21 protein-coding genes are annotated in these 21,373 nt (G+C 66.5%); 16 read left to right on the forward strand and 5 right to left on the reverse strand.

Annotated features, from left to right (window positions below; all coding sequences use genetic code 11):
• The first annotated feature begins 1 nt into the window (after position 1).
• The 10 genes from HWX55_RS22885 to HWX55_RS22930 all read left to right on the forward strand — a co-directional run bounded on the left by HWX55_RS22885 (position 2) and on the right by HWX55_RS22930 (position 10,658).
• Positions 2-1,198, forward strand: coding sequence for a 1-deoxy-D-xylulose-5-phosphate reductoisomerase (locus HWX55_RS22885; RefSeq protein WP_050012899.1), 1,197 nt, complete (start codon positions 2-4; stop codon positions 1,196-1,198).
• 11 nt (positions 1,199-1,209) lie between these two features.
• Positions 1,210-2,583, forward strand: coding sequence for an RIP metalloprotease RseP (rseP, locus tag HWX55_RS22890; RefSeq protein ID WP_175977382.1), 1,374 nt, complete (start codon positions 1,210-1,212; stop codon positions 2,581-2,583).
• Between the two features lie 61 nt (positions 2,584-2,644).
• Positions 2,645-4,954 carry an outer membrane protein assembly factor BamA gene (gene bamA, locus HWX55_RS22895; protein ID WP_050012897.1) on the forward strand — a complete coding sequence of 770 codons (2,310 nt, stop codon included), beginning with the start codon at positions 2,645-2,647 and terminating at the stop codon, positions 4,952-4,954.
• A 64-nt stretch (positions 4,955-5,018) separates the two neighbouring features.
• On the forward strand, positions 5,019-5,516 hold the full coding sequence (locus tag HWX55_RS22900; protein WP_048248617.1) for an OmpH family outer membrane protein: 498 nt from the start codon (positions 5,019-5,021) through the stop codon (positions 5,514-5,516).
• A 16-nt stretch (positions 5,517-5,532) separates the two neighbouring features.
• Positions 5,533-6,612, forward strand: a complete 1,080-nt coding sequence (gene lpxD, locus HWX55_RS22905; RefSeq protein WP_124637760.1) for a UDP-3-O-(3-hydroxymyristoyl)glucosamine N-acyltransferase — start codon at positions 5,533-5,535, stop codon at positions 6,610-6,612.
• Positions 6,613-6,741: 129 nt separating this feature from the next.
• Positions 6,742-7,209, forward strand: a complete 468-nt coding sequence (fabZ, locus tag HWX55_RS22910; RefSeq protein WP_006495559.1) for a 3-hydroxyacyl-ACP dehydratase FabZ — start codon at positions 6,742-6,744, stop codon at positions 7,207-7,209.
• 67 nt (positions 7,210-7,276) lie between these two features.
• Complete coding sequence (lpxA, locus tag HWX55_RS22915; RefSeq protein WP_050012895.1) at positions 7,277-8,065, forward strand: acyl-ACP--UDP-N-acetylglucosamine O-acyltransferase; 789 nt, start codon at positions 7,277-7,279, stop codon at positions 8,063-8,065.
• Positions 8,066-8,068: 3 nt separating this feature from the next.
• Positions 8,069-9,238, forward strand: a complete 1,170-nt coding sequence (gene lpxB, locus HWX55_RS22920) for a lipid-A-disaccharide synthase (protein WP_175977383.1) — start codon at positions 8,069-8,071, stop codon at positions 9,236-9,238.
• Positions 9,235-9,879 carry a ribonuclease HII gene (rnhB, locus tag HWX55_RS22925; RefSeq protein WP_175977384.1) on the forward strand — a complete coding sequence of 215 codons (645 nt, stop codon included), beginning with the start codon at positions 9,235-9,237 and terminating at the stop codon, positions 9,877-9,879. Before lpxB ends, rnhB begins: the two co-directional genes overlap by 4 nt.
• The gene (locus HWX55_RS22930; RefSeq protein WP_175977385.1) at positions 9,876-10,658 is read left to right on the forward strand and encodes an RNA methyltransferase; all 783 of its coding nucleotides are present in this window, start codon (positions 9,876-9,878) and stop codon (positions 10,656-10,658) included. Before rnhB ends, HWX55_RS22930 begins: the two co-directional genes overlap by 4 nt.
• 100 nt (positions 10,659-10,758) lie before the next feature.
• Here the strand turns inward: HWX55_RS22930 and HWX55_RS22935 are convergent, their stop codons facing one another.
• Positions 10,759-11,574 (reverse strand): pyruvate, water dikinase regulatory protein, encoded by an 816-nt coding sequence (locus HWX55_RS22935; RefSeq protein ID WP_006483812.1) that lies wholly within the window; start codon positions 11,572-11,574, stop codon positions 10,759-10,761.
• Positions 11,575-11,949: 375 nt separating this feature from the next.
• On the opposite strand from HWX55_RS22935, the gene ppsA reads away from it, so the two are divergent.
• The 3 genes from ppsA (at position 11,950) to HWX55_RS22950 (ending at position 15,960) form a co-directional block, all read left to right on the forward strand.
• On the forward strand, positions 11,950-14,349 hold the full coding sequence (gene ppsA / locus HWX55_RS22940) for a phosphoenolpyruvate synthase (RefSeq protein ID WP_175977386.1): 2,400 nt from the start codon (positions 11,950-11,952) through the stop codon (positions 14,347-14,349).
• Between the two features lie 207 nt (positions 14,350-14,556).
• The gene (locus HWX55_RS22945) at positions 14,557-14,991 is read left to right on the forward strand and encodes an NfeD family protein (RefSeq protein WP_089488565.1); all 435 of its coding nucleotides are present in this window, start codon (positions 14,557-14,559) and stop codon (positions 14,989-14,991) included.
• 33 nt (positions 14,992-15,024) lie between these two features.
• Positions 15,025-15,960: an SPFH domain-containing protein gene (locus HWX55_RS22950; protein WP_050012889.1), complete on the forward strand. Its 936-nt coding sequence runs from the start codon at positions 15,025-15,027 to the stop codon at positions 15,958-15,960.
• Between the two features lie 152 nt (positions 15,961-16,112).
• Here HWX55_RS22950 and smpB read toward each other — a convergent pair whose 3' ends face one another.
• Positions 16,113-16,559: an SsrA-binding protein SmpB gene (gene smpB, locus HWX55_RS22955; protein ID WP_006478511.1), complete on the reverse strand. Its 447-nt coding sequence runs from the start codon at positions 16,557-16,559 to the stop codon at positions 16,113-16,115.
• 99 nt (positions 16,560-16,658) lie between these two features.
• Between smpB and HWX55_RS22960 the strand changes: the two genes are divergently transcribed.
• Complete coding sequence (locus HWX55_RS22960; RefSeq protein WP_006478512.1) at positions 16,659-17,096, forward strand: type II toxin-antitoxin system RatA family toxin; 438 nt, start codon at positions 16,659-16,661, stop codon at positions 17,094-17,096.
• Between the two features lie 4 nt (positions 17,097-17,100).
• The gene (locus HWX55_RS22965) at positions 17,101-17,424 is read left to right on the forward strand and encodes an RnfH family protein (RefSeq protein ID WP_034207647.1); all 324 of its coding nucleotides are present in this window, start codon (positions 17,101-17,103) and stop codon (positions 17,422-17,424) included.
• 42 nt (positions 17,425-17,466) lie between these two features.
• Here HWX55_RS22965 and HWX55_RS22970 read toward each other — a convergent pair whose 3' ends face one another.
• The 3 genes from HWX55_RS22970 to HWX55_RS22980 all read right to left on the reverse strand — a co-directional run bounded on the left by HWX55_RS22970 (position 17,467) and on the right by HWX55_RS22980 (position 20,482).
• The gene (locus HWX55_RS22970) at positions 17,467-18,432 is read right to left on the reverse strand and encodes a DMT family transporter (RefSeq protein WP_175977387.1); all 966 of its coding nucleotides are present in this window, start codon (positions 18,430-18,432) and stop codon (positions 17,467-17,469) included.
• A 111-nt stretch (positions 18,433-18,543) separates the two neighbouring features.
• Positions 18,544-19,230, reverse strand: a complete 687-nt coding sequence (locus HWX55_RS22975) for a glutamine cyclotransferase (RefSeq protein WP_175977388.1) — start codon at positions 19,228-19,230, stop codon at positions 18,544-18,546.
• Positions 19,231-19,261: 31 nt separating this feature from the next.
• Positions 19,262-20,482, reverse strand: a complete 1,221-nt coding sequence (locus HWX55_RS22980) for a helix-turn-helix domain-containing protein (protein WP_175977389.1) — start codon at positions 20,480-20,482, stop codon at positions 19,262-19,264.
• Between the two features lie 114 nt (positions 20,483-20,596).
• Between HWX55_RS22980 and HWX55_RS22985 the strand changes: the two genes are divergently transcribed.
• Positions 20,597-21,361, forward strand: a complete 765-nt coding sequence (locus HWX55_RS22985; protein ID WP_175977390.1) for a DUF899 domain-containing protein — start codon at positions 20,597-20,599, stop codon at positions 21,359-21,361.
• Positions 21,362-21,373 lie beyond the last annotated feature (12 nt).

The following is a 21,373-nucleotide window of genomic DNA, read 5'->3' on the forward strand; positions in this document are numbered from 1 at the left end:
TATGCAAAAACGACTGACATTGCTCGGTTCCACGGGCTCGATCGGAGACAGCACGCTCGACGTGGTCGCGCGCCACCCCGAGCGCTTCTCGGTCTACGCGCTGACCGCGCACCGCAACGGCGACAAGCTCGTCGAGCAGTGTCTGCGCTTCGCGCCCGAAGTGGCGGTGGTCGGCGATGCCGCGACGGCCGCGCACGTCGACGCGAAACTGCGCGCGGCGGGCAGCAAGACGGTCGTGCTGCACGGGCCGCAGGCGCTCGTCGACGTGTCGAAGAGCGACGGCTGCGATACGGTGGTCGCGGCGATCGTCGGCGCGGCCGGCCTTGCGCCGAGCCTGGCGGCCGCCCGCGCCGGCAAGCGGATCCTGCTCGCGAACAAGGAAGCGCTCGTGATGTCGGGCGCGATCTTCATGGACGCCGTGCGCGACCATGGCGCGATCCTGCTGCCGGTCGACAGCGAACACAACGCGATCTTCCAGTGCATGCCGCGCGACGCGGCCGAGCACGGCGGGATCTCGAAGATCATCCTGACCGCATCGGGCGGCCCGTTCCGCACGCGCGAACCGGCGACGCTCGTCGACGTGACGCCGGACGAGGCGTGCAAGCACCCGAACTGGGTGATGGGCCGCAAGATCTCGGTCGATTCCGCGACGATGATGAACAAGGGCCTCGAGGTGATCGAGGCGCACTGGATCTTCGGGCTGCCGGGCGACCGGATCGACGTGCTGATCCATCCGCAGAGCGTGATCCATTCGCTCGTGTCGTACCGTGACGGCTCGGTGCTCGCGCAGCTCGGCAACCCCGACATGCGCACGCCGATCGCCCACGCGCTCGCGTTCCCCGAGCGCGTCGACGCGGGTGTCGACCAGCTCGACCTCGCGCAGATCGCCCAGCTGTCGTTCGAGAAGCCCGATTACGCGCGCTTCCCGTGCCTCGCGCTCGCGCTGAAGGCCCTCGAGGAAGGCGGTATCGCGAGCGCCGCATTGAACGCGGCGAACGAAGTGGCGGTCGAAGCCTTTCTCGAGCGCCGGATCGGCTTCATGGCGATCGCGGCGACGGTCGACGCGGTGCTCAACGCGCTGCCGAACCGCGCGCCCGACGGGCTCGACGACGTCCTCGCGGCGGATGCCGAGGCTCGCCGCCTCGCCGCCGCGATCATTGCAAAAGCGCCTGCGCCACGCGTGGAGCGTACGGTCTGAATGAGGTGCTCATGAACGTGCTGGTCGAGCTGGTCGCGTTTGCGGTGGCGATCGGCGTACTGGTCGTCGTGCATGAGTACGGACACTATCGCGTCGCGCGCTGGTGCGGCGTGAAGGTGCTGCGTTTCTCGATCGGCTTCGGCCAGCCCGTCGCGCGCTGGGTCAGCCGCAGGACGGGCACCGAGTGGACGCTGTCCGCGCTACCGCTCGGCGGCTACGTGAAGATGCTCGACGAGCGCGATCCGGGCCCGGGCGGCATTCCGACCGACGAGCTCGGGCAGGCATTCAACCGCCAGTCGGTCTACAAGCGCATCGCGATCGTCGCGGCCGGGCCGATTGCGAACTTCCTGCTGGCAATCGCACTGTTTTCCGTCGTATTCGCGACCAGCGTGACCGAGCCGGCCGCGATCGTCGCGTCGCCGGCCGCCGGTACGGCGGCCGCCCGTGCAGGCTTCGACGGCAGCGAGACGGTCGTGTCGATCCGCAATGCGCAGGGCGGCGAGTCCGAGCCGGTGCGATCGTGGTCGGACCTGCGCTGGAAGCTGCTGTCGGCCGCGTTCGACCATCGCGAGGTCGTGCTCGGCGCGCGCGACGGCAATGCGACCTTCGATTTCCGCGTCGATCTCCGCAACGTCCCCGACAGCCAGCTCGACGACGACTTCATGGTCCATCTGGGCTTCGAGGCCGGCGGCGGCACGTTGTCGGTCGCGTCGGTGCAGCCGGGCAGCGCGGCGGAGCAGGCCGGCCTGAAGGTCGGCGACAAGCTGGTCGCGCTCGACGGCAGGCCGATCGGCGGCGCGTCGCGCTTCATCGACGCGGTGAAGCACCATGCGGGCCAGCCGCTCGAACTGCGGATCGAGCGCAACGGCGCCGCGCAGACGGTGTCGATCGTGCCGCAGATGCAGCGCGACGACGAATCGGGGCAGCAGGTCGGCCGGATCGGCGCGGCGCTGTCGATGCACGCGCCGTCGGTGGACGTGCGTTACGGGCCGATCGAGAGCCTGCGGCTCGGCGCGCACCGCACGTGGGACATTTCCGTGTATTCGCTGAAGATGTTCGGGCGGATGATCACGGGCAACGCGTCGCTGAAGAACCTGTCCGGCCCGGTGACGATCGCCGACTACGCAGGCAAGAGCGCGCGGCTCGGTCCGTCGGCGTTCCTGTCGTTCCTCGCCCTTGTCAGCATTAGCCTTGGCGTCCTGAACTTGTTGCCGATTCCCGTTTTGGACGGGGGGCATCTGTTATATTATGCGGTTGAAGCCGCGACCGGGAAAGCCGTCTCGGAGCGCTGGCAGCTGATTCTGCAAAGAGCCGGGTTGATCTGCATCGTCGCGTTGTCGGCGATCGCGCTGTTCAACGATCTGGCTCGGTTAATCCATTTCTGAAGCGTCAGGCGGCGGCCGCGGGTCAGCCGCCTGATTTGATGCAGCTAAATATTGGGGATGCATGTTGTTCAAACCTCATCGCTTTGTACCTAAGACAGTTGCAGCGGCCGCGCTCGCCGCGCACGGCCTCGCGGCGCATGCAGCGGCACCGTTCGTGGTGCAAGACATCAAGATCGAGGGGCTGCAGCGCGTCGAAGCGGGTTCGGTATTCGCCTATCTGCCGATCAAGCAGGGCGATACCTTCACGGACGACAAGGCATCCGAAGCAATCCGCGCGTTGTACGCGACGGGCTTTTTCAACGACGTGCGCATCGCCACGCAGGGCAACGTCGTGATCGTGCAGGTGCAGGAGCGTCCGGCCATCGCGTCGATCGACTTCACCGGCACGAAGGAATTCGACAAGGACAACCTGACGAAGGCGCTGCGCGCGGTCGGCCTGGCCGACGGCCGCTACTACGACAAGGCGCTCGTCGACAAGGCGGAGCAGGAGCTCAAGCGCCAGTACCTGACGCGCGGCTTCTATGCGGCCGAGGTCAAGACGACGGTCACGCCGGTCGACGCGAACCGCGTGTCGATCCTGTTCGCGGTGGCCGAAGGCCCGAGCGCGAAGATCCGCCAGATCAACTTCATCGGCAACAAGGCGTTCAGCACCAGCACGCTGCGCGACGAGATGCAGCTGTCGACGCCGAACTGGTTCTCCTGGTACACGAAGAACGACCTGTACTCGAAGGAAAAGCTCACCGGCGACCTCGAGGCCGTGCGCTCTTACTACCTGAACCGCGGCTACCTCGAGTTCAATATCGAGTCGACCCAGGTGTCGATCTCGCCGGACAAGAAGGACATGTACCTGACGGTCACGCTGCACGAAGGCGAGCCGTACACGGTGTCGGGCATCAAGCTGTCGGGCAACCTGCTCGATCGCGAGGCCGAACTCAACAAGCTGATCAAGATCAAGCCGGGCGACCGCTTCTCGGCCGAAAAGCTGCAGCAGACCACCAAGTCGATCGTCGACAAGCTCGGCGAATACGGCTACGCATTCGCGACCGTCAACGCGCAGCCGGACATCGACCAGGCGAACCACAAGGTGAACCTGAACCTCGTCGTCGATCCGAGCCGCCGCGTGTACGTGCGCCGCATCAACGTGGTCGGCAACACGCGCACGCGCGACGAAGTGGTGCGCCGCGAAATGCGCCAGCTCGAAAGCTCGTGGTTCGACTCGAACCGCCTCGCGCTGTCGAAGGACCGCGTGAACCGCCTCGGTTACTTCACCAACGTCGACGTGACGACGGTGCCGGTCGAAGGCACGAACGACCAGGTCGACGTGAACGTGAAGGTCGACGAAAAGCCGACCGGCGCGATCACGCTGGGTGCCGGCTTCTCGTCGACGGACAAGGTCGTGCTGTCGGCCGGCGTGTCGCAGGACAACGTGTTCGGCTCCGGCACGAGCCTGTCGGTGAACGTCAACACCGCGAAGAGCTACCGTACGCTGACCGTCACGCAGGTCGACCCGTACTTCACGGTCGACGGCATCAAGCGGATCACGGACGTCTTCTACCGCACGTACCAGCCGCTCTACTATTCGACGAGCTCGAGCTTCCGGATCATCAGCGCGGGCGGCAACCTGAAGTTCGGCATTCCGTTCTCGGAAGTCGACACCGTCTACTTCGGCGCGGGCTTCGAGCAGAACCGCCTCGACGTCGATTCGAACACGCCGCAGAGCTACCAGGATTACGTGAACGAGTTCGGCCGCGTGTCGAACACGGTGCCGCTGACGGTCGCATGGTCGCGCGACGCGCGTGACAGCGCGCTGATTCCGAGCCGCGGCTACTTCACGCAGGCGAACATGGAGTACGGCGTGCCGGTCGGCAAAATCCAGTACTACAAGGCCGACCTGCAGGCGCAGTACTACTATTCGTTCTCGCGCGGCTTCATCCTGGGCCTGAACCTGCAAGGCGGCTACGGTAACGGTATCGGCAACCCGTACCCGATCTTCAAGAACTACTACGCGGGCGGTATCGGCTCCGTGCGGGGCTACGAGCCGAGCTCGCTGGGCCCGCGCGACACGAAGACGAACGACCCGATCGGCGGCTCGAAGATGCTGGTCGGGAACATCGAGCTGACGTTCCCGCTGCCGGGCACCGGCTACGACCGCACGCTGCGCGTGTTCACGTTCCTCGACGGCGGTAACGTGTGGGGCAATGCGCCGGGCGGCACGAGTACGGGCGCCAACGGCCTGCGCTACGGCTATGGTGTGGGTCTCGCGTGGATCTCGCCGATCGGCCCGCTGAAGCTGAGCCTCGGCTTCCCGCTGCAGAAGCACGAAGGCGACCAGTACCAGAAATTCCAGTTCCAGATCGGGACGGCGTTCTGACCGAACGCATGACAACAGCAACGAGAGGGTAATTTTGCTAACCGGTAAGTTTTCGAAACGAGTGATGTGCGCGCTGACCGTTGCGCTGGCCTTGGGCGCGGCAACGGTGCACGCACAGGACGTCGCCCGCATCGCGGCGGTCAATTCGGATCGGATCCTGCGCGAGTCGGCGCCCGCGAAGGCGGCGCAGACGAAGCTCGAAGCCGAGTTCGCGAAGCGTGACAAGGATCTGCAGGACCTCGCAGCGCGCCTGAAGTCGATGTCCGATTCGCTCGACAAGAACGGCACGTCGCTGTCGGCGGCCGATCGTGCGCAGAAGCAGCGCGATCTCGCGCAGCTCGACACCGACTTCCAGCGCAAGCAGCGCGAGTTCCGCGAAGACCTGAACCAGCGTCGCAACGAAGAGCTGGCGGCCGTGCTGGAACGGGCGAACAAGGTCATCAAGCAGATCGCCGAGCAGCAGAATTACGACCTGATCGTGCAGGAAGCCGTGTACGTCAGCCCGCGCATCGACATCACCGACAAGGTGCTCAAGGCGCTCGCGTCCGGCTCGACGAACTGAACGGAGCAGACGACGAATGGCATTGACGCTTGAGGCACTCGTAAAGCGGTTCGGCGGCGAGATCGCCGGCGACGCCCAGTGCACGGTCAGCGGCCTCGCGCCGCTCGACCAGGCCGGCCCTCAGCAGCTCGCGTTCCTCGCGAACCCGAAGTACCTGTCGCAGGTCGAGACGACCCGCGCCGGCGCGGTGCTGATCGCGCCGAAGGATCTGGAAAAGCTGGGCGCGGCCGCCGGTGGTCGCAACTTCATCGTGACGCCGAATCCGTACGCGTACTTCGCGCGCGTCGCGCAGATGTTCATCGATCTCGCCACGCCGCCGCGCGCGGCCGGCGTGCATCCGAGCGCGACGATCGATCCGGCCGCGCAGGTCGCCGCGACCGCGGTGATCGGCCCGCACGTGACGGTCGAGGCCGGCGCGGTGATCGAGGACGGCGTGCAGCTCGACGCGAACGTCTTCGTCGGCCGCGGCACGACGATCGGCGCCGGCTCGCATTTCTATCCGAACGCATCGGTGTACCACGGCTGCAAGATCGGCCCGCGCGCGATCGTTCATGCGGGCGCCGTGATCGGCTCCGACGGCTTCGGCTTCGCACCGGATTTCGTCGGCGACGGCGACGCACGCACCGGCAGCTGGGTCAAGATCCCGCAAGTCGGCGGCGTGACGATCGGCCCGGACGTCGAAATCGGCGCGAACACGACGATCGATCGCGGCGCGATGGCGGATACCGTCATCGAGGAATGCGTGAAGATCGACAACCAGGTGCAGATCGGCCACAACTGCCGGATCGGCGCGTACACGGTGATCGCCGGCAGCGCCGGCATCGCCGGCAGCACGACGATCGGCCGCCATTGCATGATCGGCGGCGCGGCCGGGATCGCCGGCCACGTGACGCTCGGCGACTACGTGATCATCACCGCGAAGTCGGGCGTATCGAAGTCGCTGCCGAAGGCCGGCATCTATACCAGCGCGTTCCCGGCCGTCGACCACGGCGAATGGAACAAGAGCGCCGCGCTCGTGCGCAACCTCGACAAGCTGCGCGAGCGCATCAAGGCGCTCGAAGCCGCGCTCGCCGCCCAGGGCGGCGCGGGCGCCTGAGCCCATCATGCGAGACCACGAACCGGGCACGGCCAGCGCAACCGGCCCGGTTTGCCAGACTGGGCCGCGCGGCGGCCCGCTTCAGCCTTTGCATCACCACCGCGCAGCCTCTGCGTGAGACGAACCATCATGAGCACTGAAAAAATCAATCTCGACATCCACAAGATCCTCACGCTGCTGCCGCATCGCTACCCGATTCTGCTCGTCGACCGCGTGCTCGAACTCGAGCCGCACAAAGGGATCAAAGCGCTGAAGAACGTGTCGATCAACGAGCCGTTCTTCCAGGGGCATTTCCCGAAGCGGCCGGTGATGCCGGGTGTGCTGATCCTCGAGGCGCTCGCCCAGGCCGCGGCGCTGCTGACGTTCGCGGAAGAGCAGCCGAAGGATCCGGAGAACACGCTGTATTACTTCGTCGGGATCGACGGCGCGCGCTTCAAGCGCGTGGTCGAACCGGGCGACCAGCTGATCCTGAACGTGACGTTCGAGCGCTACATCCGCGGCATCTGGAAGTTCAAGGCGGTGGCGGAAGTGGACGGCAAGGTGGCGGCGGAAGCCGAACTGATGTGCACGGTCAAGACGGCCGACGCGGCGCCCTGAGCGACGCGGCACGCATGGAAAACATAACGCGAGCAACGCGACACATCATATCGAGAGGCAACGGCGCATGACCAGGATTCATCCTACCGCGATCGTCGAGCCGGGCGCGCAGATCGACGAATCGGTCGAGATCGGCCCGTACGCGATCGTCGGCCCGCATGTCACGATCGGCGCGCGTACGACGATCGGCTCGCACAGCGTGATCGAAGGCCATACGACGCTCGGCGAGGACAACCGCATCGGCCATTACGCGTCGGTCGGCGGCCGTCCGCAGGACATGAAGTACAAGGACGAGCCGACGAAGCTCGTGATCGGCAACCGCAACACGATCCGCGAATTCACGACGATCCACACGGGCACCGTGCAGGACGTCGGCGTGACGACGCTCGGCGACGACAACTGGATCATGGCCTACGTGCACATCGGTCATGACTGCCGCGTCGGCAACAATGTGATCCTGTCGAGCAACGCGCAGATGGCCGGCCACGTCGAGATCGGCGATTTCGCGATCGTCGGCGGCATGTCGGGCGTGCACCAGTTCGTGCGCATCGGCGCGCATTCGATGCTGGGCGGCGCGTCGGCGCTCGTGCAGGACATCCCGCCGTTCGTGATCGCGGCGGGCAACAAGGCCGAGCCGCACGGGATCAACGTCGAAGGGCTGCGCCGGCGCGGCTTCTCGGCCGACGCGATCTCGGCGCTGCGCAGCGCGTACCGCTTGCTGTACAAGAACGGCCTGTCGCTCGAGGAAGCGAAGGTGCAACTGCGCGAGCTCGCGGAAGCGGGCGGCGACGGCGATGCACCGGTGAAGGCGCTGGTCGAGTTCATCGACGCGTCGCAACGCGGCATCATCCGCTAAGCGATGCCGCTCACCACCCATCAGCTCCGGCTCGCGATGGTGGCCGGCGAGCCGTCGGGCGACCTGCTCGCGGCGTCGCTGCTCGGCGGGCTGCGCGAGCGGCTGCCTGACGCGGCGCAGTATTACGGGATCGGCGGCCCGCGCATGATCGCGCAGGGCTTCGACTCGCACTGGCAGATGGACAAGCTGACCGTGCGCGGCTATGTCGAGGCGCTGGGCCAGATTCCCGAGATCCTGCGGATTCGCGGCGAATTGAAGCGCCAGTTGCTCGCCGAACGGCCGGACGCGTTCATCGGCGTCGACGCGCCCGATTTCAACTTCAGCGTCGAACAGGCGGCGCGCGACGCGGGTATCCCGTCGATCCACTTCGTGTGCCCGTCGATCTGGGCGTGGCGCGGCGGCCGGATCAAGAAGATCGCGAAGTCCGTCGATCACATGCTGTGCCTGTTCCCGTTCGAACCGGCGATCCTCGACAAGGCCGGCGTCGCATCGACGTACGTCGGCCATCCGCTGGCCGACGACATTCCGCTCGAACCCGACACGCACGGCGCGCGCATCGCGCTGGGTCTGCCGGCCGACGGCCCCGTGATCGCGGTGCTGCCGGGCAGCCGGCGCTCGGAGATCGCGCTGATCGGCCCGACGTTCTTCGCTGCGATGGCGCTGATGCAGCAGCGCGAGCCCGGCGTGCGATTCGTGATGCCGGCCGCGACGCCCGCGCTGCGCGAATTGCTGCAGCCGCTCGTCGACGCCCATCCGCAGCTCGCGCTGACGATCACCGACGGCCGTTCGCAGGTCGCGATGACGGCCGCCGACGCGATCCTCGTGAAGAGCGGCACCGTCACGCTGGAAGCCGCGCTGCTGAAGAAGCCGATGGTGATCTCGTACAAGGTACCCTGGCTGACCGGGCAGATCATGCGTCGGCAGGGCTACCTGCCGTATGTCGGCCTGCCGAACATCCTGGCGGGGCGCTTCGTCGTGCCGGAGCTGCTGCAGCATTTCGCGACGCCCGAGGCGCTCGCCGATGCGACGCTCACGCAACTGCGCGACGACGCGAACCGCCGTACGCTGACCGAAGTGTTTACCGAAATGCATCTGTCGCTGCGGCAGAACACGGCCGCGAAGGCGGCCGAGGCCGTCGTGCGCGTGCTCGAACAACGCAAGGGGCGCGCATGACGGCAGTCCGTGCACCGCGCCGCCGCGCGACCAGCGACGTACAGGGCGGTTTCGATTTCAGCCGCCCGGACGAGATCGTCTGCGGCGTCGACGAAGCCGGCCGCGGCCCGCTCGCGGGGCCGGTGGTGGCCGCCGCGGTGATTCTCGATCCGGCGCAGCCGATCGACGGGCTCGACGATTCGAAAGCGCTGTCCGCGAAAAAGCGCGACATGCTGTACGACCTGATCGTCGCGCGTTCGCGCGCGTACTGCGTCGCGTCGGCGAGCGTCGACGAGATCGATACGCTGAACATTCTGCATGCGACGATGCTCGCGATGAAACGGGCGGTCGAAGGGCTGTCGGTGCTGCCGACGCTCGCGCAGATCGACGGCAACCGTTGCCCGACGTTGATGGTGCGTGCCGAGGCGATCGTCAGCGGCGACGCGCTCGTGCCGAGCATCTCGGCCGCGTCGATCCTCGCGAAGGTCACGCGCGACCGGATGCTGGTCGACCTGCATGAGCGTTTCCCCGTGTATGGCTTCAACGTGCATGCCGGGTACGGCACGCCGAAACATCTTGCCGCGCTGCGCGAGCACGGCCCGTGCGAAGTGCATCGGCGCTCGTTTGCCCCCGTGCGCGAGGCGCTCGACCTGATTCGATGAAAAGCATTACTTCCCGCGACAACCCGCTGTACAAGCGCCTGAAGGCGCTCGCGGGTTCGACGCCTCAGCAGCGCCGCAGCGGCCAGGCGCTGCTCGAAGGTTTCCACCTCGCGAGCGCGTACCTCGATACGGACGCGACGCCCGAACTGTGCGTGACGACCGAAGGGGCGCTCGGCCATGCCGACGCGCAGGCGATCGTCGCGCGCATCGACGCGCAGCGGATCGTCACGCTGCCGGACGCGTTGTTCGGGCAGTTGTCGAATGTCGTCAACGGCGTCGGCTTCCTGCTGCTGGTCGACCGGCCGGCTCAACCGCTGCCCGAACGCGTGACGCACACGTCGGTCGTGCTCGACGGCGTGCAGGATGCCGGCAACGTCGGCTCGATCCTGCGCAGCGCGGCGGCGGCCGGCGTGCGTCACGTGTTCTGCGCGCCGGGGACGGCCTACGCGTGGTCGTCGAAGGTGCTGCGCTCGGGCATGGGCGCGCATTTCCTGTTGTCGATCCATGAGGACGTCGAAGCGGCGGCGCTGGCCGAACGCCTCGACGTACCGGTTGCGCTGACCGACTCGCATGGCGCGCAGGCCGTCTACGACTGCGACCTGTCGGGGCCCGTCGCCTGGGTGTTCGGCAACGAAGGCGCCGGCGTGTCGGCGTTCTGGCGCGACGCGGCCACGCATCGTGTGACGATTCCGCAACCGGGCGGGATGGAGTCGCTGAACGTTGCTGCTGCGGCAGCGGTGTGCCTGTTCGAGCAGGTACGGCAGCAGCGGCCGGCGTGACGCCGCACGCGTTGCATGTGCGGTAAAACGAAACAAGGCCGCGTTCGACGCGGCCTTGTTGTTTTCGGCGACGGCCGGACGGCGGCCTGCGCTCCCGTGCTCAGTACGACTGCCGGTCGAGGCGGATTTCCTGCAGGATCGTCGTCGCGATTTCCTCGATCGACTTGTGCGTCGACGACAGCCACTTGATCCCTTCGCGGCGCATCATCGCCTCGGCCTCGTTGATCTCGTAGCGGCAGTTCTCGGGCGCCGCGTACTTGCTGCCCGGCCGGCGCTCGTTGCGGATCTCCGACAGGCGCTGCGGGTCGATCGACAGCCCGAACAGCTTCTCGCTGTACGGCGACAGCGCCGACGGCAGCTTGCCGCGTTCGAAATCCTCCGGAATCAGCGGATAGTTGGCCGCCTTCACGCCGTACTGCATCGCGAGGTACAGGCTCGTCGGCGTCTTGCCGCTGCGCGACACGCCGACGAGGATCACGTCGGCTTCCGACAGGTTGCGGTTCGACTGGCCGTCGTCGTGCGCGAGCGAGAAGTTGATCGCCTCGATCCGCGTCTTGTATTCCTCGGTGTCCGCGTTCTGGTGGCCGCGGCCCATCGCGTGGCTCGACTTGAGCTCCAGTTCCTGCTCGAGCGGTTCGACGAAGCGCTGGAACATGTCGAGCACGAGCGCGTTCGAGCGCTTGACGATGTCGTTCGACTCGCTGTCGACCAGCGTCGTGAATACGATCGCGCGGCGGCCGTCGTGCACGGCGGCCTCGTTGATCTTCTCGACGGTCGCATAGGCCTTGTCGAGCGAGTCGACGAACGGCACGCGCACGAGGCGGAATTTCTGGTCGAACTGGGAGAGGATCGAGTGCGCGAAGGTTTCGGCAGTGATCCCGGTGCCGTCGGAGACGATGAATACGGTAGGCAGCATGAATCTGGACGTCGAGCGTGAAGGGCAGTTGCGCGGGCGGCTGGAGGCGTGCCTCCAGACCCAGTGACAAGGTCGCGCCACATCCGGCAGCCGGCACGGTAGAATAGCGGCAACCTGTTGGATAAGCAATTGCGGGGGCGGGGCGCGAACGGCGTCCGCGACTTGGCCGCGAGATTCAAGAATTCCCGGCAAGTCTGGCGATTTGTCTGCAAATATCGCCCTTCTGCCGGGATTTTTGCAAATCGGGTCGGAATATTTTCGCCGCTGCGAGTGTTTATCTAACAGGTTGCGCAAGACGCGCCGCGCCTTTTTGCAAGCGCCCGCGTCCGAGCCCACTTGCGCGATCGAGCATTTTTTTCACACTTAGGGGCTTGTATGACTAACGCAGCAAACGTCGCAAAGGACCAGGCGTATGTAATTCCGTTCGAGCAGTTGCGGATGACCGATGTGGAGATCGTGGGCGGCAAGAATGCGTCGCTCGGCGAGATGATCAGCCAGCTTTCCGAAGCAGGCGTTCGCGTACCCACCGGTTTCGCCACGACCGCGCTCGCATTCCGCGATTTCCTCAAGCACAACGACCTCACCGATCGCATCGCCAAGCGTCTCGAGTCGCTCGACATCGACGACGTGAAGGCGCTCGCCGAAGCCGGTGCCGAAATCCGCAAGTGGATCGTCGACGCGCCGCTGCAGGAACGCCTCGAGCAGGAAATCCGCGCGCAGTTCGAAGTGCTGAAGAACGGCTCGCCGGCCGAACTGTCGTTCGCCGTGCGCTCGTCCGCGACCGCGGAAGACCTGCCCGACGCATCGTTCGCCGGCCAGCAGGAGTCGTATCTGAACGTCGTCGGCATCGATGACGTGCTCGACCGCATGAAGCACGTGTTCGCGTCGCTGTACAACGACCGCGCGATCTCGTACCGCGTGCACAAGGGCTTCACGCACGCCGAAGTCGCGCTGTCGGCCGGTGTGCAGCGCATGGTCCGTTCGGACGTCGGCGCGGCCGGCGTGATGTTCACGATCGATACCGAATCGGGCTTCAAGGACGCCGTGTTCATCACGTCGAGCTACGGCCTGGGCGAAACCGTCGTGCAGGGCGCGGTGAACCCGGACGAGTTCTACGTGTTCAAGACGACGCTCGCGCAGGACAAGTACCCGATCATCCGCCGCTCGATCGGCTCGAAGCTGATCAAGATGGAATTCACGCAGCCGGGCGAGCCGGGCCGCGTGAAGACGGTCGACGTGCCGCACGAGCAGCGCAACCGCTACTCGATCACCGATGAAGACGTGATCGAGCTGGCGAAGTACGCGGTCATCATCGAGAAGCACTACCAGCGTCCGATGGACATCGAGTGGGGCAAGGACGGCCGCGACGGCAAGATCTTCATCCTGCAGGCGCGTCCGGAAACGGTGAAGAGCCAGGCGAGCGGCAAGGCCGAGCAGCGCTTCAAGCTGAAGGGCCAGTCGCAGGTGCTCGCGACGGGGCGCGCGATCGGCCAGAAGATCGGCGCGGGCCCCGTGCGCGTGATCCAGGATCCGTCGGAAATGGAACGCGTGCAGCCGGGCGACGTGCTGGTGGCCGACATGACCGACCCGAACTGGGAGCCGGTGATGAAGCGGGCGGCGGCGATCGTCACGAACCGTGGCGGCCGTACCTGCCATGCGGCGATCATCGCGCGTGAGCTCGGCGTGCCGGCGGTCGTCGGCTGCGGCGATGCAACGGACGTGCTGAAGGACGGCGCGCTCGTCACCGTGTCGTGCGCGGAAGGCGACGAAGGCAAGATCTACGACGGGCTGCTCGAGACGGAAGTCACGGAAGTGCAGCGCGGCGAACTGCCGGAAATCCCGGTCAAGATCATGATGAACGTCGGCAACCCGCAGCTCGCGTTCGACTTCTCGCAACTGCCGAACGGCGGTGTGGGTCTCGCGCGTCTCGAGTTCATCATCAACAACAACATCGGCGTTCACCCGAAGGCGATTCTCGAGTACCCGAACATCGACCAGGACCTGAAGAAGGCGGTCGAGAGCGTTGCGCGCGGCCACGCGTCGCCGCGTCAGTTCTACGTCGACAAGCTGACGGAAGGCGTCGCGACGATCGCGGCGGCGTTCTATCCGAAGCCCGTGATCGTGCGTCTGTCCGACTTCAAGTCGAACGAGTACAAGAAGCTGATCGGCGGTTCGCGTTACGAGCCGGACGAGGAAAACCCGATGCTGGGCTTCCGCGGCGCGTCGCGCTACATCGCCGACGACTTCGCGCAGGCATTCGAGATGGAATGCCGTGCACTGAAGCGCGTGCGTGACGAGATGGGCCTGACCAACGTCGAGATCATGGTGCCGTTCGTGCGGACCGTGAAGCAGGCGGAGCGCGTCGTCGGCCTGCTCGAGAAGTTCGGCCTGAAGCGCGGCGAAAACGGCCTGCGCCTCGTGATGATGTGCGAAGTTCCGACCAACGCGATCCTCGCCGAAGAGTTCCTGGAACACTTCGACGGTTTCTCGATCGGCTCGAACGACCTCACGCAGCTCACGCTGGGCCTCGACCGCGATTCGGGCATGGAACTGCTGGCCGTCGACTTCGACGAACGCGATCCGGCCGTCAAGTTCCTGTTGAAGCGTGCGATCGATACCTGCCGCAAGATGGGCAAGTACGTCGGGATCTGCGGCCAGGGCCCGTCCGATCACCCGGACTTCGCGCAATGGCTGACCGACGAAGGCATCGTGTCGATCTCGCTGAACCCCGACACGATCATCGATACGTGGCAGGCGCTCGCCAACCGCAAGTAACGGTCGGGCATGCAACTTCGGCGAAAGGGCGGTCCGCCGCGCTTTCGTTGAAGGCAAAATGCAAGGTTCGTGCTATAAACACCCCGGTAAGCACCGGGGTGTTTTTTTTCGTCGGTACGCACGGCGATCTCGCGTGTGCCGAGCGCTGCGTGCAGTTGCGCACGCAGCGAATAGAGTGAGCATCGGGGCGTTTTTCTGGAGACCACAATGATGTCGGGGCATCTGTTCTGGTGGGTCGGGGTCGGCGTGCTGGTCGTCGCGGAGTTGCTGACGGGCACGTTCTATCTGCTGATGATCGCGCTCGGCTTTCTCGCGGGCGGTGTGTTGCAACTGGCCGGTTTCGCGCCGCACGTGCAGTTCGGTGCGGCGGCCGCGGTCGCGATCGTCGCGATGATCGCGCTGCGCCGCTCGGGGCTCGGCCGCAAGCAGAAGCGCGATACGTCGACGAATCCCGACGTCAATCTCGATATCGGCTCGACCGTCACGGTCGATGCGTGGCGTGACGGCCGCGCGCGCGTGCAGTATCGCGGCGCCGACTGGGACGTCGAGCTCGCGCACGGCGAGCGCGACGATGCGCACGTGTACCAGGTCAGCGCCGTGCGCGGCAATTGCCTCGTGGTCGTGGCGAAACCCGCGGGCTGATCGTCCGCTGATACAACAAGGAGAGAATATTTCATGGATTCGCTGATCATCTGGGTTGTCCTGCTCGTCATCGCGATCGTGATCGTGTCGAAGACGGTGAAGATCGTGCCGCAGCAGCATGCATGGGTGCTCGAGCGCTTCGGGCGCTACCACGCGACGCTGTCGCCCGGTCTCAATATCGTGCTGCCGTTCGTCGATCGCATCGCATACCGGCACGTGCTGAAGGAAATTCCGCTCGACGTGCCGAGCCAGGTCTGTATCACGCGCGACAACACGCAGTTGCAGGTCGACGGCGTGCTGTACTTCCAGGTAACCGATCCGATGAAGGCGTCCTACGGATCGAGCAACTTCGTGCTGGCGATCACGCAGCTCGCGCAAACGACGCTGCGCTCGGTGGTCGGCAAGCTCGAACTCGACAAGACGTTCGAGGAACGCGATTTCATCAACCACAACATCGTGTCGGCGCTCGATCAGGCAGCGGCGAACTGGGGCGTGAAAGTGCTGCGCTACGAGATCAAGGACCTGACGCCGCCGAAGGAAATCCTGCACGCGATGCAGGCGCAGATCACCGCGGAGCGCGAAAAGCGCGCGCTGATCGCCGCATCCGAAGGCCGCAAGCAGGAACAGATCAACCTCGCGTCGGGTGCGCGTGAAGCCGCGATCCAGAAGTCCGAAGGCGAACGGCAGGCCGCGATCAACCAGGCGCAGGGCGAAGCCGCCGCGATTCTGGCGGTGGCCGAGGCGAACGCGCAGGCGATCCAGAAGATCGCGAGCGCGATCCAGTCGCAAGGCGGGATGGACGCGGTGAACCTGAAGGTCGCCGAGCAGTATGTCGGCGCGTTCGCGAATCTCGCGAAGCAGGGCAACACGCTGATCGTGCCGTCGAACCTGTCGGATCTCGGCACCGCGATCTCGTCGGCGCTGACGATCGTCAAGAACGCGGGGGCGGCGTCCGGCGCGAAGGGCTGAGCCCGATGCGATGCGCGCGCGGCTGCCGCGTGCGCATCGTCGTGCGACGAATCGTCGCGCAGCCGGGCAAACCGGACGCGCGATTCAGGTAGTCCAAAGCGACACGGCCCGCTTCGAGCGGGCCGTGTCGTTTGCGTTGAATGCCGTGCGCGTCAGGTGCCGGCGCGCATGATGCGCGCCTTCTCGCGTTCCCAGTCGCGTTTCTTCTCGGTTTCGCGCTTGTCGTGCAGCTTCTTGCCCTTCGCGAGCGCGATGTCGCATTTCACGCGGCCGCCCTTGTAGTGGAAGTTCAGCGGCACGAGCGTATAGCCGCGCTGCTCGACCTTGCCGATCAGCTTCTTGATTTCCTCGCGGTGCAGCAGCAGCTTGCGCGTGCGAACCGGGTCGGGCTTGATGTGCGTCGAGGCTTCGGGCAGCGGGCTGATATGGGTCCCGATCAGGAAGATCTCGGCGTTCTTCACCACGACGTAGCCTTCCTTGATCTGGCCGCGTCCGGCGCGCAGCGCCTTGACTTCCCAGCCCTCGAGCACGAGCCCCGCCTCGTAGCGTTCCTCGATGTGATAATCGAAGTGCGCTTTCCTGTTGTCGATGATGCTCATGAAAGGATCGGGCCAACTCGTTTAAAATGACGATTTTAGCAAAGCGGGGCGGGAATCGCCCGGCTTGGCGTTCCCACTTTAAGCGATGCCGCGCGATTTATGGCAGATGTCCAGAAAACCGTATTGATCCGTCACTCGGCGGAACAGATGTTCGACCTCGTCACCGACGTGGCCGACTACCCCAATTTCCTGCCCTGGTGCGGCGGTGTCGAGGTTCGCCGTCAGGACGAGAGCGGAATGGAAGCGCGCATCGACATCAACTTCAAGGGTATCAAGCAACATTTCGCGACGCGCAACACGCAGCAGCGTCCGACACGCATCGACATGGAGTTCGCGGACGGGCCGTTCAAGAAGTTCACGGGTTCGTGGCGCTTCATCCCGCTGCGCGCCGATGCGTGCAAGATCGAATTCGCGCTGCACTACGAGTTTTCGAGCATCCTGCTCGAGAAGATCATCGGGCCGGTGTTCAGCCATATCGCGAACACGTTCGTCGATTCGTTCGTGAAGCGCGCGGACCAGCGCTACGGAAAGGGGTGACGCGATGCTGTCGATCGAAGTCTGCTATGCACTGCCGGACCGCCAGACGCTGATTCCGCTGTCGCTGCCCGAAGGCGCGACCGTGCGCTCGGCCATCGACGCGAGCGGCGTGCTGGCGCTGCACCCGGAGATCGATCTCGCGCACGCGAAGACGGGCGTCTACGGCAAGCTCGCGCCGCTCGATACGCCGCTCGTCGACCACGATCGCGTCGAGATCTACCGTCCGCTGATCGTCGATCCGAAGCTCGCGCGCCAGCGGCGCGTCGACAAGTCGCGCCGCGACGGGTCGATCGAGGGCCGCAAGTGGATGCACAAGGACGCGCGCTGACGCGCCGTTCGTTCCGATTGATCTGATCAAACGCCGCGGTGCTCAGTGGGCCGCGGCGTTTGCGTTTGTCGGCGCGCCGCCCGGCGTGTCGCCATGCTTTCGTACCGAGCCGTATACACCGGCGAGCAGCAGCACGAGCGCGGCGATCTCCAGCACATGCGGCATTCGCCGGTCGTACACGAACGCGTACAGCATCGCGAACACGGTTTCGAACACGATCAACTGACCCGACAGCGTCAGCGGCAGTCGCTTCGACGCGGCGTTCCACAGCCCGTTGCCGAGCCACGACGCGCCGATCGCGAGCACGAGGTTCAGCAGCCAGAACAACTGCCAGCGCGATGCGGGCACGGCCGCCTGCACGGCGCCGGCCGGCAGCCCGAGGATCGCCAGCCAGCAGAGCCCCCCGATCAGGCCCGTCACGACACCCCACAGCACCGACCACTCGTTGCCGCCGAAGCGGTGATGGCGCTGCAGGTAGCGTGTGTTCGCCACCGCATACCAGGTCCAGCTCGCGAGCGCGCCCGCCGCGCAGGCGATGCCCGCGAGCTTCTGCGCGAGCGTCGTCGCGTGCGCGGCTTCGGACGTAAACAGATCGACGTTGATGCAGACGATGCCCGCGATCACCAGCGCGAGCGGGGCGGCAAGCCGCCGCAGCGGCATCGCGCCTTGGTCGCCGAGGCCCGCGAGCGTGACGGTCACGGGCAGCACGCCGACGATCAGCGAACTCGGCGCGATGCCGATCAGGTGCACGGCGCCGGACAGCAGCATGTAGTACGCGACGTTGCCGATGACGGCGAGTCTCACGAGGGCGACGAGATCCTCTCGGGTCAGCCGGGCGAGCAGCGAGCGCGCGGCCGGCAGCGCGGCCACGAGCGACACGAGGCCGTACATCGTGTAGCGGCCGGCGCTCAGCAGCAGCGGCGAGAAATCGGTCAGCAGCCGCGGCACGAGAAACACCATGCCCCACAGGGCGCCTGCCAGGACACCGTACACCACGCCGCGCTGCATCGACCGCTCCGAACAAATGACCGAGGTGCGCGCATCTTAGCGATGCCGTCGCGGCGGCGTCTTGTTCATTCCTGCACTCGGGGCATGGAGCGGTTTCGACAGGGCGGCGAATCAGCCCTCTGTCGGATCGGGTGTCGCCGCCGCGCCGTCACCGGCGGCACGCGTGCGCGCCGGGCGCCGCACGGCACGCAGCTTGCCGCTGTTGCCGCCGCCGCAGTAGAAGCGGTCGTGACCGTCAGATTCGAGCCCCGACACGCCGACGCCGGTCGGCATGTCGATCTGCTCGAGTACTTCCCCCGTGCGCGGATCGATGCGCCGCAGGTCGCTCCGGTCGGCTTCCCACGTGCCGTGCCACAGCTCGCCGTCGACCCACGTCACGCCGGTGACGAAGCGGTTCGATTCGATCGTGCGCAGCACGGCGCCCGACTGCGGATCCACCTGATGAATCTTGCGTTCGCTGTACTGGCCGACCCACAGTGTGCCTTCCGCCCACGCGAGCCCCGAATCGGCGCCGCCGCCGGGCGCCGGGATCGTCGCGAGCACGCGGCCCGATTCGGGGTCGATCTTCTCGATGCGGTCCTCGACGATCTGGAACAGGTGGCGGCCGTCGAATGCGGTGCCCGCGTGCGCGGCGACGTCGAGCGAACGGACGATCGTGCCGCGCTCGGGGTCGAGCGCATTCAGCTTGTCGCCGGACGCGTACCACACGTGCTGCCCGTCGAACGTGACGCCGTGCACGCCGTCGACGCCCGGAAACGGGCCGTACTCGTGAAGGATGTCCGCAGTGGAGCGTTTCATGTTCGTCACCTCGTGGTTCGATGAGGCCATCCTAATCGCCCGGCAGCGCAACCGGGAGTAACAAGGTCGTCGCGAATCCGGGCAGCGGCGGCGTCATCCAGCGGCGCGCGCGTGCGCGGCCGAGCGCCTGCACCTTGCCGGTTTCCGCGAGCGCATCCAGCGCGCGCTGCACGGTGCGCTGGCTGGCGCCGAGCGCGAGCGCCAGCGCGGAGCTGGACCACGCTTCGCCGTCCGCGAGCAGCGCGAGCACGGCCGCGTGCCGATCGTCGACCGGGCGCGCGAGGACGACGGTGTCGCGCACGCCGAGCGGTTCGAGCGCGAAGCCGCGCGGTGTCGCGACGACGTTCGCCAGCGGGCGCAGCACCGCGCGCAGCCGGCCGATCTCGACGCGCAGCCGCGCACGATGCGATTCGTCGGCCTGTTTCGCGCGGAACGCGGCGGCGACGAGCGCGTTTCTCGACACGTCGGCCGGCCACGCTTCGCCGAGCGCGCGGGCGAGCACGAACAGCACCGGACGCCGCGCGAGCGACACGGTCGTGCGCGCATCGCGCACCGTGTGGCGGCATGCGTCGACGACCAGCGCATTCGACTCGAACAGCGTCTCGACTTCGTCGAGCGACACGAACCGCGACGTGCCGCGCGCGATGAGCCGCGCGGCCGGTGCGTCGAGTACGCGCGCCGCGGTGTCGACCTCGGCCGTCAGCGCGGCGATGCCGGCGGCGCGGGCGGCTGTCCGTGCTCGGTCCAGCGCCGCACGGGCCGCGTGCGTGCGGATGCGGCGCATCGCGATGCCGGCCGCGATCAATTCATGGGCGGCGCGCGATGCGGGCGGCAGCGGCGCGGGATCGAGATGCGCGAGCAGCTGCTCGGCCTCGTCGAGATGGCCGATCAGCAGCAAGCGGCGCACGCCGAGATAGCGGGCATGCGCGGCGTTCGCGCGGTCGCCGTGCGCGTCGAGCGTCGCGCAGGCCGCATCGAGCGCGCGCGTCGGCCAGTGCAGGTCGCGCGACGCGAGCGCGATCTCGGCTTCCGCGACGACGCAGCGCGCCCGCGCGACCGCTTCCTTCGCGCCGAATGCGCGTGCGGCGCCGCGCACGAGCGAGCGTGCACGGTCGAAATCGCCGAGCTGCGCGAGCGCGATCCCGCGCAGCGCGAGCGCCGGCGCATCGTCGCGCAGCGCGACGCGGTTCAACGCGCCGAGCGCGTCACCGGCCGCGAGCGCGCGCGCGGCCGCCGTGATCAGCGAATCCATCCGAATCCCGACACACTTGTCACTCCCTCTGGCCCGATGCCGGCCACTAATCTAGCACCACGCACACGGCGCCGGATGCCGTGCCCGGATACCCATCGGAAGGAGGAACCTGCAATGACGACCCATCTCACCGGAACCCGCGACGAATGGCTGGCCGAACGTCGCGCGCTGCTCGACGCGGAAAAGGCGCTGACGCGGCAAAGCGACGAACTCGCACGGCGGCGCCAGGCGCTGCCGTGGGTGCGCGTCGACAAGACTTACCGGTTCGATACCGAGGAAGGCCAGGCGACGCTCGACGACCTGTTTCGCGGCCGTTCGCAATTGCTCGTCTACCACTTCATGTTCGGTCCCGACTACAAGGCCGGCTGCCCGTCGTGCTCGGCGCTCGCCGACGGCTTCGACGGCTTCGCCGTGCATCTGGCGCACCACGACGTGACGCTCGCGGCCGTGTCGCGCGCGCCGCTCGCGAAACTGCTCGCGTACCGGCAGCGGATGGGCTGGACGTTCCCGTGGGCGTCGTCGGTCGGCAGCGATTTCAACTTCGACTTCAACGTGTCGTTCACCGAAACGCAGCAGCGCGCGGGCGACGTCGAATACAACTATGCGCGGGCCGGCCATGCGATGGACATGGATCCGCCGCCGGCGCCCGTCGTGCAGTTCGCGGCCACGTGCGGCACCGACGCACGCACGTATTCGCTCGACCGGCCGGGAATGAGCGCGTTCGTGCGCGAGGACGGCGCCGTCTATCACACGTATTCGACCTACGCGCGCGGCCTCGACGGGTTGTGGGGGATGTATCAGTGGCTCGATCGCGCGCCGCTCGGTCGCAACGAGGCCGGCCCGTGGTGGCGCCGTCACGACGAGTACGCGCGCGGCTGAGCGGGGTGGCCA

The sequence above is a fragment of the Burkholderia sp. BCC1047 genome, from assembly GCF_902833155.1.
GTDB classification, from domain to species: domain Bacteria; phylum Pseudomonadota; class Gammaproteobacteria; order Burkholderiales; family Burkholderiaceae; genus Burkholderia; species Burkholderia sola.